Source organism: Amycolatopsis sp. NBC_01480 (assembly GCF_036227205.1).
Taxonomy (GTDB): Bacteria; Actinomycetota; Actinomycetes; order Mycobacteriales; family Pseudonocardiaceae; genus Amycolatopsis.
The window spans coordinates 807,906-829,184 of sequence record NZ_CP109442.1; the positions used below are offsets into that span (position 1 = coordinate 807,906).

16 protein-coding genes and 2 CRISPR repeat arrays are annotated in these 21,279 nt (G+C 67.3%); of the genes, 1 reads left to right on the forward strand and 15 read right to left on the reverse strand.

The window, feature by feature from the left end; genetic code table 11:
- Window positions 1–9: 9 nt before the first annotated feature.
- The 4 genes from OG371_RS03870 to OG371_RS03885 form a co-directional block, all read right to left on the reverse strand.
- Window positions 10–1,341, reverse strand: coding sequence for a PPE domain-containing protein (locus OG371_RS03870; protein WP_329065592.1), 1,332 nt, complete (start codon window positions 1,339–1,341; stop codon window positions 10–12).
- Window positions 1,341–1,967: a DUF3558 domain-containing protein gene (locus OG371_RS03875; protein ID WP_329065594.1), complete on the reverse strand. Its 627-nt coding sequence runs from the start codon at window positions 1,965–1,967 to the stop codon at window positions 1,341–1,343. Before OG371_RS03875 ends, OG371_RS03870 begins: the two co-directional genes overlap by 1 nt.
- Window positions 1,964–2,302, reverse strand: coding sequence for a hypothetical protein (locus OG371_RS03880; protein WP_329065596.1), 339 nt, complete (start codon window positions 2,300–2,302; stop codon window positions 1,964–1,966). Before OG371_RS03880 ends, OG371_RS03875 begins: the two co-directional genes overlap by 4 nt.
- 242 nt (window positions 2,303–2,544) lie before the next feature.
- Window positions 2,545–2,898: a hypothetical protein gene (locus tag OG371_RS03885; RefSeq protein WP_329065598.1), complete on the reverse strand. Its 354-nt coding sequence runs from the start codon at window positions 2,896–2,898 to the stop codon at window positions 2,545–2,547.
- A 615-nt stretch (window positions 2,899–3,513) separates the two neighbouring features.
- Between OG371_RS03885 and OG371_RS03890 the strand changes: the two genes are divergently transcribed.
- A complete protein-coding gene (locus OG371_RS03890) occupies window positions 3,514–4,122 on the forward strand; it encodes a GNAT family N-acetyltransferase (RefSeq protein ID WP_329065600.1) in 609 nt (202 codons plus the stop codon).
- A gap of 384 nt (window positions 4,123–4,506) precedes the next feature.
- Window positions 4,507–6,388: a CRISPR direct-repeat array (repeat unit 29 nt; unit sequence CGGATCATCCCCGCGTCCGCGGGGAGCAC).
- Window positions 6,389–6,461: 73 nt separating this feature from the next.
- Here OG371_RS03890 and cas2e read toward each other — a convergent pair.
- From cas2e to OG371_RS03945, 11 genes are all read right to left on the reverse strand, one after another.
- Window positions 6,462–6,872, reverse strand: coding sequence for a type I-E CRISPR-associated endoribonuclease Cas2e (cas2e, locus tag OG371_RS03895; protein WP_329065602.1), 411 nt, complete (start codon window positions 6,870–6,872; stop codon window positions 6,462–6,464).
- Window positions 6,869–7,822 carry a type I-E CRISPR-associated endonuclease Cas1e gene (gene cas1e / locus OG371_RS03900; protein WP_329065604.1) on the reverse strand — a complete coding sequence of 318 codons (954 nt, stop codon included), beginning with the start codon at window positions 7,820–7,822 and terminating at the stop codon, window positions 6,869–6,871. The genes cas2e and cas1e overlap by 4 nt, the downstream gene beginning before the upstream one ends.
- Complete coding sequence (cas6e, locus tag OG371_RS03905) at window positions 7,819–8,496, reverse strand: type I-E CRISPR-associated protein Cas6/Cse3/CasE (RefSeq protein ID WP_329065605.1); 678 nt, start codon at window positions 8,494–8,496, stop codon at window positions 7,819–7,821. The genes cas1e and cas6e overlap by 4 nt, the downstream gene beginning before the upstream one ends.
- On the reverse strand, window positions 8,487–9,224 hold the full coding sequence (gene cas5e, locus OG371_RS03910; RefSeq protein ID WP_329065608.1) for a type I-E CRISPR-associated protein Cas5/CasD: 738 nt from the start codon (window positions 9,222–9,224) through the stop codon (window positions 8,487–8,489). The genes cas6e and cas5e overlap by 10 nt, the downstream gene beginning before the upstream one ends.
- Window positions 9,221–10,357, reverse strand: a complete 1,137-nt coding sequence (gene cas7e, locus OG371_RS03915; protein ID WP_329065610.1) for a type I-E CRISPR-associated protein Cas7/Cse4/CasC — start codon at window positions 10,355–10,357, stop codon at window positions 9,221–9,223. Before cas7e ends, cas5e begins: the two co-directional genes overlap by 4 nt.
- A gap of 7 nt (window positions 10,358–10,364) precedes the next feature.
- Window positions 10,365–11,036 (reverse strand): type I-E CRISPR-associated protein Cse2/CasB, encoded by a 672-nt coding sequence (casB, locus tag OG371_RS03920; protein WP_329065613.1) that lies wholly within the window; start codon window positions 11,034–11,036, stop codon window positions 10,365–10,367.
- Window positions 11,033–12,691 (reverse strand): type I-E CRISPR-associated protein Cse1/CasA, encoded by a 1,659-nt coding sequence (casA, locus tag OG371_RS03925; protein WP_329065615.1) that lies wholly within the window; start codon window positions 12,689–12,691, stop codon window positions 11,033–11,035. Before casA ends, casB begins: the two co-directional genes overlap by 4 nt.
- A 658-nt stretch (window positions 12,692–13,349) precedes the next feature.
- Window positions 13,350–16,169: a CRISPR-associated helicase Cas3' gene (cas3, locus tag OG371_RS03930; protein WP_329065617.1), complete on the reverse strand. Its 2,820-nt coding sequence runs from the start codon at window positions 16,167–16,169 to the stop codon at window positions 13,350–13,352.
- A gap of 1,199 nt (window positions 16,170–17,368) precedes the next feature.
- Window positions 17,369–18,191: direct repeats of the CRISPR family, unit length 29 nt.
- 110 nt (window positions 18,192–18,301) lie between these two features.
- A complete protein-coding gene (locus OG371_RS03935) occupies window positions 18,302–19,027 on the reverse strand; it encodes a hypothetical protein (RefSeq protein ID WP_329065619.1) in 726 nt (241 codons plus the stop codon).
- A gap of 303 nt (window positions 19,028–19,330) precedes the next feature.
- Window positions 19,331–20,500 (reverse strand): hypothetical protein, encoded by a 1,170-nt coding sequence (locus tag OG371_RS03940; RefSeq protein WP_329065621.1) that lies wholly within the window; start codon window positions 20,498–20,500, stop codon window positions 19,331–19,333.
- Between the two features lie 149 nt (window positions 20,501–20,649).
- Window positions 20,650–21,249 carry an SMI1/KNR4 family protein gene (locus tag OG371_RS03945; protein ID WP_329065623.1) on the reverse strand — a complete coding sequence of 200 codons (600 nt, stop codon included), beginning with the start codon at window positions 21,247–21,249 and terminating at the stop codon, window positions 20,650–20,652.
- Window positions 21,250–21,279: the final 30 nt, after the last annotated feature.

A 21,279-nucleotide genomic window follows, 5' to 3' on the forward strand; every position in this document is an offset into this window, starting at 1 on the left:
TGCTGCGCCTCAGCCACCGATGGTCGGCGGTGTCGGCGGCAACCCGGTGCGCGGATCCAGCAGCTTGCCACCGTCGTCGTCGGTCAGGCTGAAGGCAGAATCGTCATCGACGCCGTACTTGCGCTGATGCTCCTTGTCGTCCTCGCCCTTGCCTTTACCGCCGGCGGCACCCATACCGCCCATCCCCGAGGCACCGCGTGCACCGGTGGTGCCACGCCCGGCGGCCGAGCCTCCCGAGCCGCGCGCGGCGCCCTCCTCGCCGGCGCCGACACCTGACTGCGCACCGCCACCAGGTCCGCCGAACAGCCCACGACCAGTCGTTCCACCGGTGCCGCCCGGCCCGGACGACGAGCCACCGGCACCGAACCCCCCGGGCACGAACCCACCACCCAGCCCGGGAGACCAGGACGAACCGCCCCCGGCACCAGGCGAAGAACCGGCCACCGGCAGCAGCGGCATAGAACCGGGCCGCGGATCAGGAAGCGACGGCGGAACATAGCCCGCAGTCTGTGTTCCGCCTCCGCCGGATTGACCACCCGTATCGGAAGCGTTGCCCAGGGGTGTGTTCCCGCCCGCAGGAGTGTGCCCGTTCGACGCGGAACCCCCTGCCGGAGGCGGTGATGTGTGCGCGGTGCCGCTGAACTCCGACCGCGCCGACGAATTCCCGTTCGTCCCGCCAGCCGACGGGTGCTGCGACTGCGAAGGAGCCGGCCCCTGCGGGGTGATCGACACCTGGCCGTCGAATGTGTCGAGCTGCCCGTAATCAGTTTTGAGTCCCTGACCGCTGGCATGCGCCTGCTGCGCGTAACCGTGGTAGCGGTCCAGATTCTCCTGCGCCAGCTTGTTGTAGTTGTTGATTTGATCTTCGGTGTCGGTATCCCACGGCGTGGCCGTGTCGAGGAAATCCTTGTGTGGCGGCGTATTCGGCATCGGCTGCAGCCCGGCCTTCATCTCGTCGAATCCATGCGCCAGATCCGTGAGATTCTGCCCGTTGCCGGTGTAGGTTTGCGCCGCGGTCGTGGTCACGTCCGCGAACGGCTTGATCCGCGCCTGTGCCGCATCCGCGCCACCGCCGGTCCACACCGACTCCAGCCCGGTGCTCAACCGCTGTACATCATCGCTGGCCTCGTGATGCTGACTCGCCAGGTCCGTGGCCTGGCTGGCGCCTTGGTGCCAGCTCTGGGCTCCCTTGCTGGCCAGCACCTTCTGAACCAGCTCCGGGGCCGGAACCGCCTGATCACCAGTATTTCCATGCCAGACATCCGAGGCCCACTCCTCGACATCGTCGAAGCGGTCGTTCACCCACTTCACGCCATCGCCGACCCAGTCGAACAGACCCATCACGACCCCGCTTTCTGCCGCAGGTTGGTGACCACCATGTCCGCCACCCGCGGGGCCAGGTCACACGGATCCTGCTTTCCCCTGTTCGCATTGCCCAAGATCAACGTCGCCTCAAAGGTCAGCTCGTCCGTGATGCCGACACTCACCTGGCAGAACTGATTTTGGAGATCGGCGCCGATCGCCAAATGCGCGACCGCAGGGAAACCTTGAATGGGCGGTAACACCCGCCATACCTGAGACTTCGGCTTCGTGTTCTGATAAACCAGGCTGAGGCCTTCTTGCACCTCTGTCGAGTAGCTGACGGTGACCAGGGAGCCTGCGTCGCTGTTGTGCCAGTCGCAGGACGGGCCGAGCCCCGCCGTGTCCTTGTGTTCCCCTTGCGGCGCGATGCCGATGATGTCCTTGAGCTGGGTGGAGGTCAGCGCCTCCGCGCAGGGGTCTCCGGACAGGACGGACGCCGGCAACGGGTGCTCGACCTTCGGGGCGCCGCTGTGCGGCAGAGCAGCAACTGTCGGCGACGACGGCGACGTGCTCGCCGGGGCGGCAGCCGGCCCGCCGGAGCATCCCGCAGCTACCCCTGCAACCACTGCTACGCAGACCGCTGTCGTGACCGTGCGGCGTGTCATCCAGCAAACCCCTTACCCTCGTCACCGGAGGTCGCGTTCTTGACGGCAGCCCCGGCCTGTTCATCCGATGCCTCGGTAATGCCCAAGGCCCGCTCCAGCCGCGTGACCAACTCGTCGGCGTAGGCGTACTCCTGCCTGACCTGGTCCGCGCCCGCGACAAACGCACCCGGCGGCGGACCGGCATCCACCAGAAGCTTGTTGTAGCCGTTGCTCCCCGGCTCGTCCGCCGGAGACGTGAGCCTGGTCAGGGTCTCCGCTGTGGGAAGCATGCCCTGGTATTTGTCGCGCAAGCGCTTGGCGACGGTGAGCATGCCGCGTGCTTCGTCGGTGCTCATGGCGAAGCCCTGCCCCGACGGTGCAGCACCCCCGCCAGAGGCACCCCCGCCGCCTGGCTGGTCGATGATCGCGAAACCGAGCCCTTCGAGCCAGCTCGGCCCGGATGCAGGTTGAGACACTGATCTACCCCTCTGGCGACACCCGTTCACTCCGCAGAACAGTCCGCCCAAAGACCGTTTGCAAATGATGACAGTAGCGGACCGATCACTGAGCGGAAGTCACTTCCGGGAAAACGTGCCCGTCAACCCAGGGTGTTCTTGGGCAATAGTTCCTGGTGGCGGCGGGTCATGGCCTCGTACTCGACGTACGCGCGGGAGTTCTCCGGACCGCCGGCGGCCATCATCTCGTCGTGGGCAATGCCCTGGGCGGCGTTCACGCCGGCTACCTGCTCCATGTACGCAATCGCACGTCGCGCCTCGTCACATCGATCGGCGAGACCGGGCATGCCGCGCTCGGCCAACCTGCCGTACAAGTCAGCGGCGTCGGCAAGCACGCCGGCTGCTTCCTGCGCCCACACCACGTGAAGCCGAAGGTAATCACCGAACGTCATCGGGGTGCTGGCGTCGTCTGACCCAGCGTGCTCCGTCTCACCCACACCGGCATGGTGCCATGCGAAGCCAGTGCGGGTGGAATATTCGTGAGTCTGTCTCCCGGCTCCCACGACAAGGTGATCAAGTCACGTACCGGTACAGCGAACGGGATGCCGACCTCGTCACGGTGAAGCCGTGAACACGAGCGTGACCGCTCTGGACTGCCGAAGAGCAGCGCGGGTGGCCCCGTCGCCGTGTGGCATGAACGCCCACTCGACTCAATCCTCGACGAACCCTGCATTCGCTGAGGTCATCGAACAACCACTCGACCTGGCTGAGATCCAGTTCGTGCCAGAGGCAGGCCCTATCGTCACCCTGCGGCATGCTCATCAACGTCACCGTCGAGCACGACGACGACCGACGAACGGGTCTATGTCGGCGATCTCGCCCGCTGGCCGACGAGCACAACGGAGCGGCGTAAAGCAGTTCCTGCAAGTAGGGCGGGCTCAGCGCACGAGGGGGAGGGATGCGCCAAGCCCGCGCGGTCGAGCGTAGCGGCCGAAGCTGCGTTCCGGTCGAGCGTCGTCCCCAGATGCCTCGCCCGGCGGCGCCCGGTCAGGTTCACCCGGGTGAGGCCCATCTCTGGACTAGGCCGTTCGGTACCTCGCATACTCGAACGCGTGAGCGAGCTAGGCACAGTGGGTGCCGACCCGGACCCCGGCTACCCGTTTCGCTCCCCAGGCCCTCACGCACGGTGCCTGAACGGCCACTCGCTCGACCTCGCTGGTCAAACCTTGCCGTACTACCACGCCCTGGACTTGGATGCCACGCTGTGTAACCTTTGCACCGAACTCCGGCTCGACCGGCCGGGATGGTTCCCCCTCGACCACACCGCGGTCCGTCGCGTCGATGTGTCGCCGAAGTACCACCGCCCGATCGTCGAACTGGTCGCGCATCCACCGGACCAGCCCGCCGGCCTCGGCTACATCGCGCTGCAGATCAGCGAGCGCAGCGTCGCGGACATCGACGTACAGATGTGCGGCATCGACCGGCGTGGCGTCATCGAGCAGATCCGCGTCGACGATACCTACCGTCGACGGCGTATCGGCACGCTCCTGGTCGCCGCTGCCCTCGCACGCGGCCCAGGATTCCAGTGGTCCACTACGAAGGTCGACAACTCGGTGAGCGCGCGAGCCTTCTGGGCATCCCAGCACCCTGCAGAGTCGTTGAGCCTTGGCAGGCCGCGCTATTGCCCTCACATGAAGATCGTGAACGGTGAAGGTCTTTAGCGCGGTGGTTCGGTGTCACTTCGCAGCGACAGCCTCCACCAAGGCTCAACCGCGCGGCCTGGCCCGCTCGGCCTGGCCCGCGCGGTCCGCTCAGATCAGGAGTTCGTAGACGGCACGGTACTTGACCGGTCCTTTGTAGTCACTGATGCCGGACACACCCTCTATCGTCTGATTGCCAGTCGGAGGATCGGCGGAGGATCCAGCTGTGCCCCGCACCGGCAGCAAACCGGCAGTGACGCCGGCGGCAACCAGCTGTGTTCGACGCCGATGCCTCGATGCCGGAGCACGTTGGCGGGGAGGACCTGCACAACTTCCGGGTGGCCGTCTGGGACGCCGCGTCCGCGGGGAGCACGCCACGTAGGCCGCGCGCACGAGCGTGTTCTTCGGATCATCCCCGCGTCCGCGGGGAGCACACTACCTGGAAGCGCTGGCGGGCGGCTTCGTCCGGATCATCCCCGCGTCCGCGGGGAGCACCTCGGTGACACCGCCGAAGGCGTCGTCCTCAACGGATCATCCCCGCGTCCGCGGGGAGCACCTGGTCTCCGGCCTCCTCGATGGCCTCCTCGGCGGATCATCCCCGCGTCCGCGGGGAGCACCCACATCGGATGTTCTACACGTCATCTGGTTGCGGATCATCCCCGCGTCCGCGGGGAGCACGCAGCGAGTACCCGAGGGCTTCGTTCAGGGCCTGGATCATCCCCGCGTCCGCGGGGAGCACCGCGACACCCGCGGCAGATCGATCCCGAAGTGCGGATCATCCCCGCGTCCGCGGGGAGCACGCACGCGGCCTGCATCGCGGCGTTCGCGATCGCGGATCATCCCCGCGTCCGCGGGGAGCACCCGTGCCACGACACGTTGCCCTGGATCGCTGACGGATCATCCCCGCGTCCGCGGGGAGCACCCCAACCGCCCCGGAGACCCACGTCTCCGGGGCGGATCATCCCCGCGTCCGCGGGGAGCACGCTTCCTCCGCGGTCTGAGCACTCACTAACCTCGGATCATCCCCGCGTCCGCGGGGAGCACCCGCACAGTTCGACAATGGTAACGACAGTGGACGGATCATCCCCGCGTCCGCGGGGAGCACCTGGTGGTGGGTCAGGCCGTGCTGGTGCAGTGCGGATCATCCCCGCGTCCGCGGGGAGCACTGGAGGAAGTCGGCGATCCACTCGTGGTTCTGCGGATCATCCCCGCGTCCGCGGGGAGCACGTTGTCAGGCGGAGTCAGTCGCTGAGCGTGGTCGGATCATCCCCGCGTCCGCGGGGAGCACTTCCGGGTGCCGAAGGACCAGAAGGACGCCGCCGGATCATCCCCGCGTCCGCGGGGAGCACGCAAAACCTCAACAACGCCCGCCAGGGCCGTGCGGATCATCCCCGCGTCCGCGGGGAGCACACCTACGCCCGCATCGAGACGAGCAGCAACGGCGGATCATCCCCGCGTCCGCGGGGAGCACGAGTCTGGGTGGCCCACCGTTCGGCATTGGTGCGGATCATCCCCGCGTCCGCGGGGAGCACGCCCTCGCCTACGCCCGCGCCGGCTACCACGTCGGATCATCCCCGCGTCCGCGGGGAGCACCCGCCACCCGGCGTCGGCACCGACATGTCCGCCGGATCATCCCCGCGTCCGCGGGGAGCACGCGTGAACCCCGAGTAGGAGGTCCCGCGTGGCCGGATCATCCCCGCGTCCGCGGGGAGCACATGCCGAGGTAGTGCAGCTGATCGGGGGTCAGCGGATCATCCCCGCGTCCGCGGGGAGCACGCCCGGGGCTCATCCGAAGAACGTTCCCCGGGGCTCATCCGAAGAACGTTCCCGGCCGGATCATCCCCGCGTCCGCGGGGAGCACGTTCAGCAGCGTCAATGCCGCCCAGTCCCACCCGGATCATCCCCGCGTCCGCGGGGAGCACCTGGCGCTGCATCAACGAAGAACCCCACGACATGGATCATCCCCGCGTCCGCGGGGAGCACGGAGCTCCGAGGCTCGGGCAAATCGGCTCACCGGATCATCCCCGCGTCCGCGGGGAGCACTTCCGTGCCCCCGCGAGGGAATCAGGGATTGACGGATCATCCCCGCGTCCGCGGGGAGCACGTCGAGGAGGTTCAGGGTCGACGGCATCGATGCGGATCATCCCCGCGTCCGCGGGGAGCACAATTTGCGGTACTGGTAGGGCGTCATGTGCCACGGATCATCCCCGCGTCCGCGGGGAGCACAGTTCCGGTGGATGAGGTGTCGACGACGGAGACGGATCATCCCCGCGTCCGCGGGGAGCACACTTGTTAACCTGCAGAGATACACGGGGCGTACCGCTTTTTGCTTCGGTTTCGTCGCGCGACCCTGAATACATTCAGTCCTTTTTGCGAAATTTGCGGCGTGTGTTGCGGCGCTTCCAGACCGTCTCATCACGGGTCGTTGCGCCTTCGGGAGCTTCTCCGGCCGGTGCTGTGCTGTTGCGCCCGCGGGTCTTTCCCGGCACGTAGTCAGGCGCGGTCTGTCGGCGCATCAGGGTGATGCCGTCGAAGTCAACGGGTGTCCAGTCGTGTCCGTGCACCTGAAACTCGAGCCGCTGCTCACCCTGCGTGGCGTACACCATCAGGGCGCGGCCGTCAGCCATGTACTCGACGATTCTGTCCCATATGAGCTCGCGTACTCGGGCTGATACGAACCCGACGTATACGCCAGGGCTGATTTCGAGCAGCCATCGGGTCAGGTGCCCGCGAAGACCTGGCGGTACTGCGGTGAGAACGATGACGGTCACGGCTCGTCTCCGTAGGACACTCCGCCTGAAACAGGTTCCTGCCGTTCATCCCACAGTGACGCGATCGCGTCAATTTCGAAGTACTCGAAGGTGTTCGTGTCGTCGGAATCTTCGCCAAGGAGAAGGAGCTGGATGTCATGGGCGCATCGCTGCAGGAGCTTGCCTCCGTGGAGCGCGTCACGCATCTGGCGCCGGGTTTCGCCGGCGACGTCAAGGCTCGACCCGGCGGCGATGTCGAAGGCCGCGGGGATCGTGATGACGGCCTTGTACAAGTCCGCGATGTCATAGACGAACGAGCGGTGATGTCCTGTGTGGACGAACCCGAGGGCCGGCGAGCAGCCGAGTGCGACGATCACGGAGTGGACGACTCCATACAACGCTGCGTTCGCCGCGGACAAGGCCTGGTTGATCGGATCGCTGGTGTCCCAGTCTGCCCGGTCGTAGCTGCGACCGGTCCACTCGACTCCCGTCCGTTCCGCATGTTCCCGATAGATTCTGCGCACCCGCGTGCCTTCGCGACCGCGGAGCTGCTGCATGGTCAGTTCCGATACGTCTTCGTCGGGAAACCGCATCTCGTACATCGTTCGCGCGATCCGCAACCGAGAGCGTGAGTTGCTGACCGCTTCGGCCTGTGCCTGCACCAGGCGCGAAGTGCGGGCCAGTGATGCGCCGTGGGCGTAATACCGGACGCCACGTTCACCGACCCACACCACCGTGGATCCGCTGTCGGACATGAGCGCGATCGCCTGGTGGGTGATGGTCGTGCCGGGTCCCAGCAGCAGGACCCCCACCGCCGCGGCCGGGATGTGCACGGTGCCGCGTTCGTCCGTGGCGGTAATGGCGTTGCTGTCCCGGTTGATGACACAGCGGTCCAGGTACACGAACGAGATCCGGTCTGCCGCCCGCACGAGCTCCTTCGGGGACGTGGGCCGGCGACCGATGGTGCTCACGGCATCCCGTTCGCTGCCGGACGGGCCAGCGTCAGCAGGCCACAGCCGTAAGACTTGGCCCGGCCGATCCCGAACGTCAGCGACCGTTGCATCGCCGAGATGTCGAGGATCTCCAGGTGGCCTTCGAAGGTCGCGGTCGAGATGGTGACCTGGGTACCGCCTCGCCCGAAGCGGCGGACGTTGCGGTCGATCACGGCCAGGTCTGGTTCGGCCGGGTCGGCTTGGCTGGGGACGATGCGGAATCCGAGACGTTCGGCGCGGTCGAGCAGCCATTGCTGTTGCTGGGCGACGGTCACGTGGCCGAGGGGTTTGGTCTCGTTCCAGCCGTCGCAGCGTCCGGATCGGACTGGGTTGGCGGTGAGCCGGAACTGCCAGCGCTGGCCCACGCGCAGACTGCCCAGCATTCCGTCGTAGGCGGCGGTCTGCCAGGTCTGGATGGTCGGCCAGCCGGCCTGCTCGACGAGGTGTGTGAGATCTGGCTTGTCCGGGCTCGTGATGAACAGCAGCACCCGGTGGGAGCCATGCGTGTCGACCCGCCACAGCACCCGTCCGTCGTCGGTGGGACGTGCCTCGGGGAATCCGGCGAACACGGCCGCGTGCATGGCCTGTGGGGAGGACAGCAGCTTCTGCGCTCCTCGGCGCCGTGGGTTGATCTGCATTTTCGTCAGGAACACGCCTCGCCTCCCAGCAAGCTCATCGGGTCGTGCTCGGGCAGCGGCTCGGCCGTGCCGTGCGGGTTGGTGACGTCCACGGTGGCGCGCACGATCGACCGCCAGGCGTACTGGCGTCGGTTGGGATCGAAACTCACCGGGGTGTCCCGGATGGATTCGGTCGCGACCTCGCCGGGACCGGCATCGCGGACGGTGGCGAGCTGGACGACCCGGTCACGGCGCTGCTTCTGAACGCGGGTGCTCGCCAGCCACGGCCAGGTCACGAGTGCCTCGTCCAGCGACACGTCCGAGACACCCAGCGCGAGCGGGCCGGCAGGCGGGCAGGAACGGCGTCCGAGATACAGCGGGAACTCCGGTCCCCGCAGCGCCGCGTCCAGGCCCTCGACGATCGAGCGGTCTCCTTCCACCACGGCCAGGAAGACGGCGTCGGCGAGGTAGTAGCGAGCCGAGAGCGGCAGCGACTGCCACGTCACGGTGCCGGCACGGTCATAGCGGGGACGTTGCGCGGTCTGGAAGTCCCGCATCAGCTCCCCCGGCTGATCGATCCGCACACCGAGCCGCAGGTGCAGCAGGTCTTCCAGCGGATCGGTGCGGCGGATGCCGAGTGCGGCTGCGAGCAGTCCGATGACCCCGCTCTTGGTGGGGGCGGTCTCGGTGGTGCGGCGAACGAACCGGCTTCCCACGCCCCAGGACTGCATCGGGCCGGCCAGCCGGAGGGCGACGACGCTCACGACGGCTCCGTGAGCCGTGCCGCGACGAGTGCACCGAGTTCGGTCACCAGCTCCGGCAACGCAACCTTGGTGCCCAGGTCGTCGAGCGCGGCAGTGTCGGCACCGACCCGGGTCACCCAGGCCGCTACGGGCTCCTCGGCGTAGCTGGATGCGATCTCCCGGGCCTCGTCGCGCAGCGCTTCCGCGGCGGCCTTGATCCGGCCGCCCTTCTCCAGCTCACGGACCGGGTTCTCGAACGCGCCGACCAGGTTGATCGGCTGGCGGTCACGGACCTGCACGACGACCGCTTCGGGCAGGGTGCGGTTGGCGAAGGTGTTCTGTTTGCCGGTCGGCATCGACCGCACGAACGCCTCGACGAACGCGTCCACCGCGCGGCGTGTCGCGTCGAGGTCGCCGAGGTTGTCGAGCAGGCGGTTGGCGTCGACGGTGGCGTACCGGTAGAGGGTAGAGGAGTTGAATTCGACAGTGCCGATCATGCCCGCGCCGGTCTCGTCCTCGGTGTTGCGGTCGTCGACCGCGGTGAAGTAGTCGAATTCCGTTTCCACGGCGTGCACGGACAGTGCGTGCGCGACCTGAGCTGCAGCATCAACGTTCATGTCGGATTGGTCGGCGACCATGCGGCCGAAGAGAGCCACGTCGACGGAGTGGTCGCGATCGGCGAGGTCCTTGACCTTCGCTGCTTTCAGCGCCTTCGCCACATCGTCGGCGCCAGCGGCCTGGATCGCGGCGTCGGCCAGGTTCTGGATCTGGCGTGTGCTGAGGAAGACGAGGTAACCGGCTTCCTCGGCCGCGGTCTTGTCCTTGCCGGTCTTCTTCGGCGCCTTCACCTCGATGCCGACCGCGCGGAACGTCTCCGCCGCGAGCTGACCGGCCCGCTCCTCCAGTTCTGGTGCTCGCGTGGTGATCTCGGAGGCCAGCAGTTCGACGATGCGTTTGGTGCGCACGCCCAGCTCGGAGCTGTCGAGGTGATCGCGGAACGCGACGCGGGTGGCGCGTTTCCACGCCTGGCTGGACACCCGGGCCCGGCGGACGCCGCCGTAGGTGGCCGTCTTCGGGCTGCCGGTGTCGTCGCGGTTGAGGTTGCTCGGCGGCACGGTCTGCAGGATGTGGATGTCGATCAGGGTGCGGTGCACGAATGCCTCATTTCTCAGGGTCGGTCGATGCGGCGGCCGGTTCGGGGTTGCCGTTCTGCGGGGTGGTGTTGCGGTAGAACGCGCGGCCCCATGCCAGCCGCACGGCCGGTGCGCCCCCGGGCGCGACCAGCCGCGCCAGGTCATCAGCGAGCAGGGCGTAGTCGAGGCCCTGTTGCTCGGTGCGCAGCAGGGAGATCAAGCCGCGGAGGTGGGTGAGGACTTCCGCGATCGATCCGGCGGTCGCGGCGGCCATGAACCGCCGGGTCACCGCGTCCTCGCTGCGCTGTCCGCTGGAGCGCAGCCGTGCCATCGCGGAGCCGAAGGAGGTCCCTGGCATGTGTGCGGGGGTGGAGGAAGACTGCTGGTGCAAGGCATACAGGGTCAGCGCGGCGTGCGCGGCCTGCTCGGCCCAGCTCGGCTCATCTCCCTGCCAGGACAGGCTCTCCGGCACCGACCCGACGGTGAGAGCCCAGATCTCGGGGACGCTCCCGGCTGGCTTACCCAAGCCGCGCCGCAGCCGCGCAAGGTCGGCCCGCGCGGCCGGTGAACCGCGGAGATAGTCCCGCTGCAGCCGGTCGATCCGGCTGTCCAGGGCCCGGCCGAGCGGCCCCAGTCGCCGCGGGCGTTGCGCTGCCGCCGACGAGCCGTTGCCGGGCACGTCGGTCGATGTCGTTGTCATCCAGCCACCTCCACGGGAGTCTTCGCATCGATGTAAGCCAGCGGCAGCACGCCGCGAAGCGCGTTGTTGAACCACACCTCGGCCAAGGGCACGTTCACCAGGCGCTGATTCACCGGCCGGCCCGTCCACGCCGCCGTCGGGGCACCCGCGACCAGCTCGTCCCTGATCGGCCAGCACGCAGCACGGACGGTGCGCTGCCACCCAGAGCGAGCCTCGACGAGATCGCAGCCGGGCCGCAGGCCGGCCAGCCACGTCCGGTACGGCTGCTCGAGGGCGGCGTACAACCGTTCCTGCGCCGCCGCGCCCGCGCCGGATTGCGGTGGGGCGCCGGCTGCCTGAGCCAGGTTCTCCGCCAGCCGCCACACACAGCTCGCGGCCGAGTTGGCGTCGGTGACCGCGCCGTCCGCCGTCCGCCCCGCAGCAGGCCGGTCCTGCCGCAGCAGCACCGCAGGCAGCGGCAGCAGGTCGTCGAGGATCTCCGCGCACGTCGCGTTCTGCGCGCCGTACTCCATCCCGTGCACCCGCAGCCGGACGACAAAGGTGTCCGGCAGGTGACCTTCCTCGATCAGCTCGCTCAGCCACTGCAGCACGCCGGGCGCCAGCAGCCGTGCCGGGTCACCGCCGGTGCTCCCGCGCGGCGAGATCGACGGCAGGAGCGCCGCGAGACCTCGCCACACCGACCGGCTCGGGTCGTGGCGGCGCGGCATGTACACCGGGTGCCCGGCCTTCTTGCTCTGCGGCTCGCTGTAGCGCCACGCGGTGTGCGGTTCGACGTTCTGCCGATTCTGCGGCGCCATCCGATCACCGTTGGCCAGGACTACCCCGGTCACACCGTCACGACTCCCCTGCAGCCGGACCCGGCGGGTCTGCCAGGTGTAGCACTGGATAGCCCCAGCCACCGGCCGCTCCTCGGCCCAGGCGGCGCCGTCGGGATCGCGCTCCCAGGGCGGCACATCTGCGGCACCACCGACCCGCACGTAGGTCTGCGCATCACGGGCGATGAGGTTCAACAGCAGTGTTTCCCGGATGTCGGCGCCTTGGGCCAGCACGCCACCGATCTGGCCGGACCAGCCCGGCCCGATCGGGTATCCCTTGCCGTTCTTGACATGCCGGTCGCCCACCGCGCCGGACTTGATCCCCGACGGGTCGAACGCCTGCACATGGACCAGCCACCGGGCCGCCTCGGCCGCGGTGATCCGGACGAGACTGGCCGCCGAGCGTGTGGTGAACAGCGGTTCGCCGTTCGGGACGTCCGCGACGATCTTCTCCAGCGCGGACACCTCGTCCTTCGCCGTCCGCAGCCCAGCCACCTGAAAGAACGGCGCCCATGCGTCGAACAGGTCGAACCGATCCCGCACCCGATCGGCATAGGCGTGCACCCGTTCCATCGGCAAGGCCGGCTGCTCCCACAACGCTGCCCAGGCCGGCTGATCCGCCGGGCCGTCGAGGGCGCGGTGCAGGAACGCGACCAACAGCCGGGTGATCGCGAACGCCTGCGTCGACACCTCACCACCGATCACCGATAGCGCCGGTGCCTGCTCGAACACCTCGAGGATCGAGACATCCCTCTCCTGCCCATCGCCGGTGAGCACGGTGATCCACGGTTCGTCCAGCAGATTGAAGGCGTTCGAATCCCGCCCGCTAGCCATCATCATTGACACATCTCCGTTGTCAGAGCCAGCAACGCAATGGATATTCCGCGGGCAGGACCACCGTCAGGCAAACACACGAACACCAAATCAGCGGAGGACCCGGTTCAACCACACAGCGCACCGCACAAACCCAAATCTCCACACAAGCAGGGCAGGAACGAACGTCACGATCACCCAGACTGGATTCATCTCATGCACAACAGTCTGGGCTGCAACGAATAGCGAGGCGGAGGGCAAAAAGGTGACCCCGGCCGCCACGGACAAAATCGTCAACGATCTGCTGGTGAACAGGCATTCGCAATGGCACCTACCGGGTTGCGGATGCAGCTGCGCAACACCGTCCTGATCTACACTGGCCATCGTCTTCCCCTGTCGCCGTATCGGACTGCACACGGGAAGAAGGGCGGCCTCGTTCCAGCGAGGCCGCCCACCTCACGGTGGACGTCCCGCCCTTCTCCATCCCCGCCTGACGCGGGGACCACGAGCACCATCGGCCGGCGACCAGCATCGGCCCAAGATCACCCCGGTCTTCGTCCACCGGGAACAGCCGCCCGCGTGCGAGCCGAGGCTATGACAAGCATCTGCCCCTTTGATTTTGATCGCCACATGCGTCGCCATGCTCACCTGCCTGCGGAAACGCCGGGGCAGGCGAGTGTCCTGGTTAGTTGGCACGGTTGAACACTTCCAGTCCTCGTTCCGGGGTGTAGCGGACCCGGCGGTCGGTGATCTGGCCGTATCCGTCGCGGTCGACGATCAGCGCGGGCTGGCGGTAGATCAGCGGCGAGTCCTCCCAGGCCGGCGGGGTAGCCTGCCACAACTGCTCCTCGGCCTCGGCATTGCTGAAGGTCAGCGGCAGCCGCAGCACGCACGACGCCATCGCCTCCGCAACCGTCTCCGGCGGGGTTGTTGCCCGGGGAATCGACAGCCGGCCGTATCCGTCCGCGAGCCAGCCCGGGGTATGCCAGTCGCCCGATCCGTTGTCGCAGACCACCAGGACTTCCAGGCTCGGCGCCCCGTCCCGCACTTGCCCGCGGCCTTCCTGCGTGTCGTCGACTTCGCCCACCCCGGCCGAGACCCAGCCGCTGATCGCCTTGCCCGGCGGGCCCGGGTTCGCGATCTGGAAGGTTTCCGCTCTGCTCTCGCGTCGCGCCGCGCGGTCCTGCGCCAGCTGCCGGGCGGCGTTCATCGCGTCCTGCCATTGGTCGGGGCCCACGGGTTCGGCCATGTAGGCGCGCTGGACGAGGGGCGCGATCTCGTCGGGAAGCCGGATGCCCGTACCGAACCGTTCTCGCAGCACAGCGGCGGCGCGCAGCAGGGTGTGCGCGCCATAGACGTACCGCTGAGCTGCCTGCTCCAATTCCGGCGGATCCTGGGTGAAGTCCGCACCCGTCACGAACACCCGAGCCACCTGCAGCGGAGCCGGCCGATCGGACTGGTTTTCCCCGCGCTGGTGTCGGTGCAGCCGCCCAATTCGTTGCAGGACCAGGTCAAGCGGAGCGAGATCAGTGATCAGCAGGTCGAAATCGACGTCCAGGGACTGCTCCACTACCTGCGACGCGACGACGATGTGCCGGTGTGGCCGGCCGATCGCGCGGTCCGGCGGGCCGAAACGGTCCAGCAGCGCTTTGTCCTTGCGCATCCGGTCCGCGGCGATGAACCGGGCATGCGTCACCGTCACCTCGCCCGGGAACTCCGCCTCCAGACGGTCGGCCGTGTCCAGGACTCGCCGCACGGTGTTACGCACCACCAACGCCGTTCCGCCGTCGGACAGCCGCTCGCGCAACAATTCTGTGAGTTCATCCAGATCGTCGAGTCCGCCGGCGAAGGTCTCGACCCGCACGTCGGTCGACCGGCCAGACGGTCGAGCAACCCGCGACGACACCGACGCACCCGCGGTCCAGGTCAGCACCGGATAGCCGATGTCACCATCCAGACAGCTCAGATCCGCGGGACTGTCCGGGGCCTGGCCTGCCCTGTACGCCTGCACCAACGCCTGGCGCTGCGCCGCGGGCAACGTCGCCGACAACGCGACCACCGGAACCCGATAGGCCCCGAGCCAGCTGAGCACCTTGGTCAGATACGAATTCATGTACGCGTCGTAGGCATGGATTTCGTCGATCACCACGACCTTGCCCGCCAGTGCCAGGTGCCGCAGCATCAGGTGCCGCGCCTTCAGCCCCGCGAACAACACCTGATCGATCGTCACCACGGCGAAATTGGCCAGCAGTGCCTTCTTCCGCCCCGACAACCAGCCATGCGCCGCTACGGCATGCGCGCCATCACCCGGCGCATCATCACACCCGATCTCCGCCAGCCGACCCGCCCGCACCAAGCCCTGGAACAATCGGTTGAACCGCGCTCGACCATGCCCCAGCATGATCGAACCACCGACCTTCTCCTCCGCCGCGGACATCGCGTCCAGCCACGCAACGACCCGGTCGAACATCGCATCGCTGGTCGCCTGTGTCGGCAACGCCACCAACACCCCGCCCGCGCCCCACCTGGCGGCCAAAATCTCCGCCGCCGCCAACGCGGCCTCGGTCTTGCCCTCGCCCATCGCCGCCTCGACGATCAGCAGGCCCGGCTCGGGCATGCTCTGCGCCACCTCGCACGCCGCGGTCTGCACCGGCCGTGCCACCGCCCCAGCCGGCAGCCGAAACCGCGTCGCGAACAACGCCTCCGTGTCCGGCATCTGCGGCCGCCACGGCGGCGGAAGGCGCAACGTCGCCAGCGCCCGCCGAACCCGCTCCGAAGAATCCGCCAGCGCCGGCAACGGATCATCATGGAACGGCAGCAGGTCACTGTTGCTCGCGATCCAGTCCGACACGATCACCACGGCTGTGGCCAGCACCTGAAACTGCGTCGTCAACTCGACGGCCTGCCAGGACTCTAAATACCGGTCCGCGCCGGAATGGCTCGTCATCCATTCGGCCAACTCGACCTGCACAGTCGTCCAGCGGCCCTCGCCGTACAACCACGGCACACCCACCGGCGTCGCCGCCCGCTCCGCATCGGCATCCGGCGGAACTCCGTGATGACCGCCCAGCACCACACCCCACGTCCGGGCCGCAGACCTCGACCACCCTTGCCTCACCAACCAGCGAACCAGCAGATGATGACCGGCAACCGAATGGTGAGCTGCATGCCGCTCAGGCAAGGCCCCTTTACTCAACGGCATGTACAGGCCGTAGTCACACATCCGCTGCGCAAGCAGCGTGCACTGCACGGCGAACGCCGGTGTCGCCTTACCCAGATCGTGCAAGCCGGCCAAGAATCGGACCGCTGCCCGTGCCTGCTCGACATCACCACCAAAATCCGCGGCAAGCAACCGGACCACGCTCGGCGCCAGCCAACCCCCGAACAACGCATCCGCAACCCCAGCTGCGTCGTCCAGGTGCTGCCACAACGGCAACCAGCCGCCACCCTCATCCACCGACTTCGCCCAGACCGACCGCCCAGCCGCACTCACCGAAACCGGCACCGCCCACCTCCAAGCAGACCCTCGAGAGCGCGCACTATCGCACAAGCCACCGACAGAAACCGGCAAGCACGCGATTCCCACACTGGAAGCCCACCTACGCATCAGGATCCGCTCTCCAGACGAGCGCTTCCTGCGAATCAGATACCTCATTAGCGGCTTCCAACTAGCAGACAGCTACGACTCACGGTCACCGCACCGAGCAGGCTGCTGCCCAACCGCGCAGAACGCAGACCCTCCCAACTCAATCATTCCTCGGCAGCGACCTTTTACTGAGTGGCCAACCCGACCCCGTCGCACCGACAGCGGCCGACCACAAGTCGCGCTAACTAGTCTCCGGCGGCCGACCAATCGTTACGGCGACTCAACGACACGTCCGCCTGTCCCCTCCTCCTGGGGACGCCGGAGCACAGCCCACCTCGCGCCGCATGGGTTGCTTCTGCGGATCATCCCTGCGGGCGCAGGGGAGCACGGACCCGGGTTTACTTGACCGGGCCAGGGTCTCGGATCATTCCCGCGGTCGCGGGGAGCACCTGTCCATCTCGCCGTCACCCTCGTTCAATGGTGGATCATCCCCGCAGGGGCGGGGAGCACGTCGCCACCGGGGATTTTGCATCCGGTCAGGCCGGGTCATCCCCGCGGGTGCGGGGAACACACCGAGGTCAATGCGGTATCCGTTGTCATCCACGGAGCATCCCCGCAGGGGCGCACTTCTCACCAAGCAGATTCGCCGCGCCCTGCGCCGGATCATCCCCGCAGGCGCGGGGAGCACTGCCACAGGTCGTCGTCGATCTCGAACACCAGCGGATCATCCCCGCGTCCGCGGGGAGCACGCCATCAGGTACTTCGACAGGATCTCGATGCACGGATCATCCCCGCGTCCGCGGGGAGCACCTCACCGCCCGGCTGCGGACCTGTTCGTCAGCCGGATCATCCCCGCAGGTGCGGGGAGCACGGTCGATCTCACCGGTCATGCGTCGTCACCTTCGGATCATCCCCGCCGGCGCGGGGAGCACGTGGGCAGCGAGTTCTTGCTCATCACGTCGTTCGGATCATCCCCGCAGGCGCGGGGAACACGAGGGTGCCGATCACCACCGAGTAGAACAACATCAGGACCCACCACCTGCGGAATAACCTGAGCGCAGGCCCCGGGAATAACGTGAGCGTTCACACACGCCGGTGCCGTTCAGCTGGGTGACCTGCGGATCATCCCCGCAGGCGCGGGGAGCACGTCATGTAGGCGCGGAAGTCGGCGAGCTGCTTCGGATCATCCCCGCAGGCGCGGGGAGCACGAGTAGGTCGAGCCAGTCTGTAGTGCTCTCGTCCGGATCATCCCCGCAGGCGCGGGGAGCACCCGGCGCCTTGGACCACGAAGCCCTTCTTCCTCGGATCATCCCCGCAGGCGCGGGGAGCACATCCTGACCTTCCTGCACGCGGTCCTGTGGCGCGGATCATCCCCGCAGGCGCGGGGAGCACGTTCGTGACGTACGGACATGGTTCAACACCAACGGATCATCCCCGCAGGCGCGGGGAGCACGCCGTCCGCGCCCAGCCGGAAACGTCCCACGCCGGATCATCCCCGCAGGCGCGGGGAGCACGCCTTGGGCGGCGCCGGCTGCGGCCTGCTGCCCGGATCATCCCCGCAGGCGCGGGGAGCACGGGAATCCGGTCATGGTCACGGATGAACCGATAGGATCATCCCCGCAGGCGCGGGGAGCACTCGGAGGGGAATAGGTCGGCATGACGGATACACGGATCATCCCCGCAGGCGCGGGGAGCACGACGCGCCCTACAACACGATCCAGAACCTGTACGGATCATCCCCGCAGGCGCGGGGAGCACGTTCCCGTGCCCTCGTAGCGGCTGACGTGGGACGGATCATCCCCGCAGGCGCGGGGAGCACGGTGAGGTAAGCGACCGGCGAGTCCGGGTCAACGGATCATCCCCGCAGGCGCGGGGAGCACGGCGTCATGTGCCACTTGGTGAACGCGACAGACGGATCATCCCCGCAGGCGCGGGGAGCACACTTCTTGACCTGGGACTATAGGTGCCACCCTACCGCCTTTGCTTCACTTTCCTCGCGCGCTCAAGGCGCACCCAACATTCATCGGGCAGGGACCTCTGCCTCGTTGAAGTCAGCGATGACCAGACACATCTACCGGTGCGCTCTCAGGGCGCACCACCGCCACAAGACTCCGCGACGTCACCGCGCCGACCCGAAGCTGCTTCCGCAACGTCTCCGCAGAAATGGGTCGCCGGTACTGTCGCCAATGTTCAGCATCCGCCCGACGAGCACGCTTCACGAGTTCCTCGCCAAGGCCAGCGGCCTCGCCAGTCGCTGGTCCCACCCGCGCGTCTCGCTCCAGGCCTGTCAGTTCCGCTGCGTCCTGCTCCAGGCTGTCACCCACCAGATCCGCAAACGAAGACCCGGTCGGTGGCCCCGACCCTAGATCGGTGCTCGCGGCGCTTAACGCCCGAAGGAGCCCGGGACCCGCTTCGCAAACCCCGACAAGCAGGAGTGGGCCAACACCGTCGAACGCGGCCTTCCCCCAATGCCCAGCGAACACCGGATCGGCGACGTTCAACAGCAAGGTCACCACGCTCGCCGCTAACAGCAAACGTCGCGCCGGCCGCAGCACCTCCTCGCTAGCCCCAGACAGCGCCAGGTGCCGCGTACCGACGACCAACCCCAGCACCGTCAGGTCAACAGCTGGCGCCACCAGCGGCGCCACGAACGCCGGTACTTGTAGCTTCAACGCCAGGTTGAGGACGTTCCCAAACCCAAACAGGAATGTGAGCCCAATGACCATGCCCATCGTGACTGTGACAAACCGAGCAACTGCCTGCGAGTTTGCGCTCATGACGGGCTCCCACCCGGGCCCGACAACTCGAAGCTCGCCTCGACCACCAACGTGCCGATGAATAGTCCCTGGTCAGACCCGTTCCCATCCTTGTGGTGTCCTGTCGAGGATTCGAACCTGCGACACAACTCACAAAGGCGGTTCGGGCCGCATCGGAAGGGTCACATGCATACTTCACCGATCACAAGTGGGATCGGTGAACCAGCTAGCCGGAGGACACGGTCGAGGCGCGCCGTTGAGCTTGATCATCGGGCAGTCGTGTTCGCAATGTCGGCGAGGAAGATCAGCTCGTGAGGTGTGGCGTCAGCTGCACTGGGATTCGACCGAGATGGGCCGATCCGGGCAGGTCGGGCACACGAAGAGGTAGAGGTCTCCGACGTCACCGATCATCAGGTCCAACCGGTCCGGATGGGCGCTGTCGGCAGGAATGACGCTCTCCTGCACCGATTCCGACACCACTGCCCGGCCCTGGATGGTGTGGATGGCGGCGTCGAAGTGCTCGCCGAGCCCGATCGTGGTGCTGGTGGTGCAGCCGTCGGCCAGCTCGAACCGGACCTGTTTCACGAAGTCCGTCCGGGCTCGTTCCTCGAGCGGCATCCACGTCCGCCAGGACGTGTTGCCCCATTCGGCGGTGGCGACCGTGAGCAGGTGGTCCATGCGATGCCCGCGGTCGCACTCCGGCCAGCGAGGGTCCTGCACCCAGTTGATCCAGCCGCCGATCTTGGACCCCGGAGCAGTCGACAGGTGTTCGCCGTAGGACCAGTCCTGCCCTTCCTCCCACTCCGCGACCCGCTCCCGCATCTGGTCGGAGGGCAGATCCAGCCAATGCGGGAACTCCACCACCCGTTCCGGCGAGATGCGGCAGGCCGCCGGCAGGCTGTCCTCGTCGCTGAGCGCGCGATCCGGCTCGGTCGCCGCGCCCACCGCGGTCACGCTCGCCGAGTCCCGCCACCACACGACGGGCCGCGGAGAGTAGTAGGGCTCGTGCTCGGTCGGGCACCACAGGATCTGGCAGACATCGGCCGCCTCGGGAAACGGCAGCTCCGGGAAGTCACGCGCGTAGAACTGCGCGATCGGCACCATCGGCAGCGACATGGCCGGGCCGTCTGCGAACTCCGTCCGCCGTAACACCCGGATGTCGGTCTCCAGCCGCGTGAACTCCCGGCTCAGAGAGCTGCTCTCGGGGTGGCCGATCGCGCCGCTGAGCTCGTACATCCTTGCGCGGACCTCCTTGAGGCGCCGCTGCAGCTCCCGCCCCCGGGTGCTGGTCAACGGCCGAGGATCGGGGTGGTCGGCCGAGCACACCGGCCACGCCTCCTCCGCCGGCCACAGCACGGGCCCGCCCAGCGACGACTCCCGTACCGTTACCGCACTCTGCCACGGATGCAGCCGCACCGTCGTACGCGCCAGCCCCGCCAGCTCCGGAAACAACGCCCCCAGGTCCACCGGTCTCCCCGGCGTCGTGAACCCCATCAACCCGACCTCCTCCGTCGCACCCGAAAGTGCGTGGTTCCACCGGCTTCAGCCGTTACCCGGGGAGACATTCGAGGTGCGCAGCCACCATGACCCACAGCCCGAGCACCAGCCCACAGGCGCTACATGCATATCCGCACCGTGCAGAGCTAGCGGTACTCCGCGTGGGGGAGCCACTCGTCGTTACCCATGTAGGTTGACGGTACCCGAAAGATCGGGAGTTCGTGGTCGAGGCGACGGTGAAGAATGTTGTCGTCGCCGACGTGCGTGAGAATTTCCCAGATCACCTCGATGGTCCCGCCATTGTGTTCCGACCATTCGAGCAAGTCCTGGCTGTAGTAGGCCACCGGCCACTGGTTCGGGTCGTCCGGCTTAGTCAGCCAGCAGAACATGCCCCCCTGCATATCATTACCCCACGGCAGAAGCCCACCGGGTTCCGGAAACAACCGGTAGTCCGTGTCCTCCAGGTAATCCAGGTCTCTGTCGCCGATAACTTCGATCGTGTTTCGAACGTCCTCCCTCACGAATTTCTCGAAATCAGTTCGTTCATCGATCGGATTATTAAAACTTACAGCGTTTCGAAAAAAACCTGACGGGAAAATGGACATCATTTCTTTGTAGTCGTCCGGCAGCGTGATACCAATTTCCCGTTCGACAACATCCCAGCCTCTACCCTTCTTGATCCCGCCGGCCCAGTGCGCAGCTTTGGCGAGTTCTTCGATCGAGTGTCTTGCGCGTGGTTGAATCATGGCTCCTCGCTGGCTCGGTGAGGCAACTGT

What these genes read in the sequence shown, in the direction of transcription:
- OG371_RS03870 (WP_329065592.1), bottom strand. Translation starts at nt 1,341, where the DNA reads ATGGGTCTGTTCGACTGGGTCGGCGATGGCGTGAAGTGGGTGAACGAC.
- OG371_RS03875 (WP_329065594.1), bottom strand. Translation starts at nt 1,967, where the DNA reads ATGACACGCCGCACGGTCACGACAGCGGTCTGCGTAGCAGTGGTTGCA.
- OG371_RS03880 (WP_329065596.1), bottom strand. Translation starts at nt 2,302, where the DNA reads ATGAGCACCGACGAAGCACGCGGCATGCTCACCGTCGCCAAGCGCTTG.
- casB (WP_329065613.1), bottom strand. Translation starts at nt 11,036, where the DNA reads ATGACAACGACATCGACCGACGTGCCCGGCAACGGCTCGTCGGCGGCA.
- casA (WP_329065615.1), bottom strand. Translation starts at nt 12,691, where the DNA reads ATGATGATGGCTAGCGGGCGGGATTCGAACGCCTTCAATCTGCTGGAC.
- OG371_RS03935 (WP_329065619.1), bottom strand. Translation starts at nt 19,027, where the DNA reads ATGAGCGCAAACTCGCAGGCAGTTGCTCGGTTTGTCACAGTCACGATG.
- OG371_RS03940 (WP_329065621.1), bottom strand. Translation starts at nt 20,500, where the DNA reads ATGGGGTTCACGACGCCGGGGAGACCGGTGGACCTGGGGGCGTTGTTT.
- OG371_RS03945 (WP_329065623.1), bottom strand. Translation starts at nt 21,249, where the DNA reads ATGATTCAACCACGCGCAAGACACTCGATCGAAGAACTCGCCAAAGCT.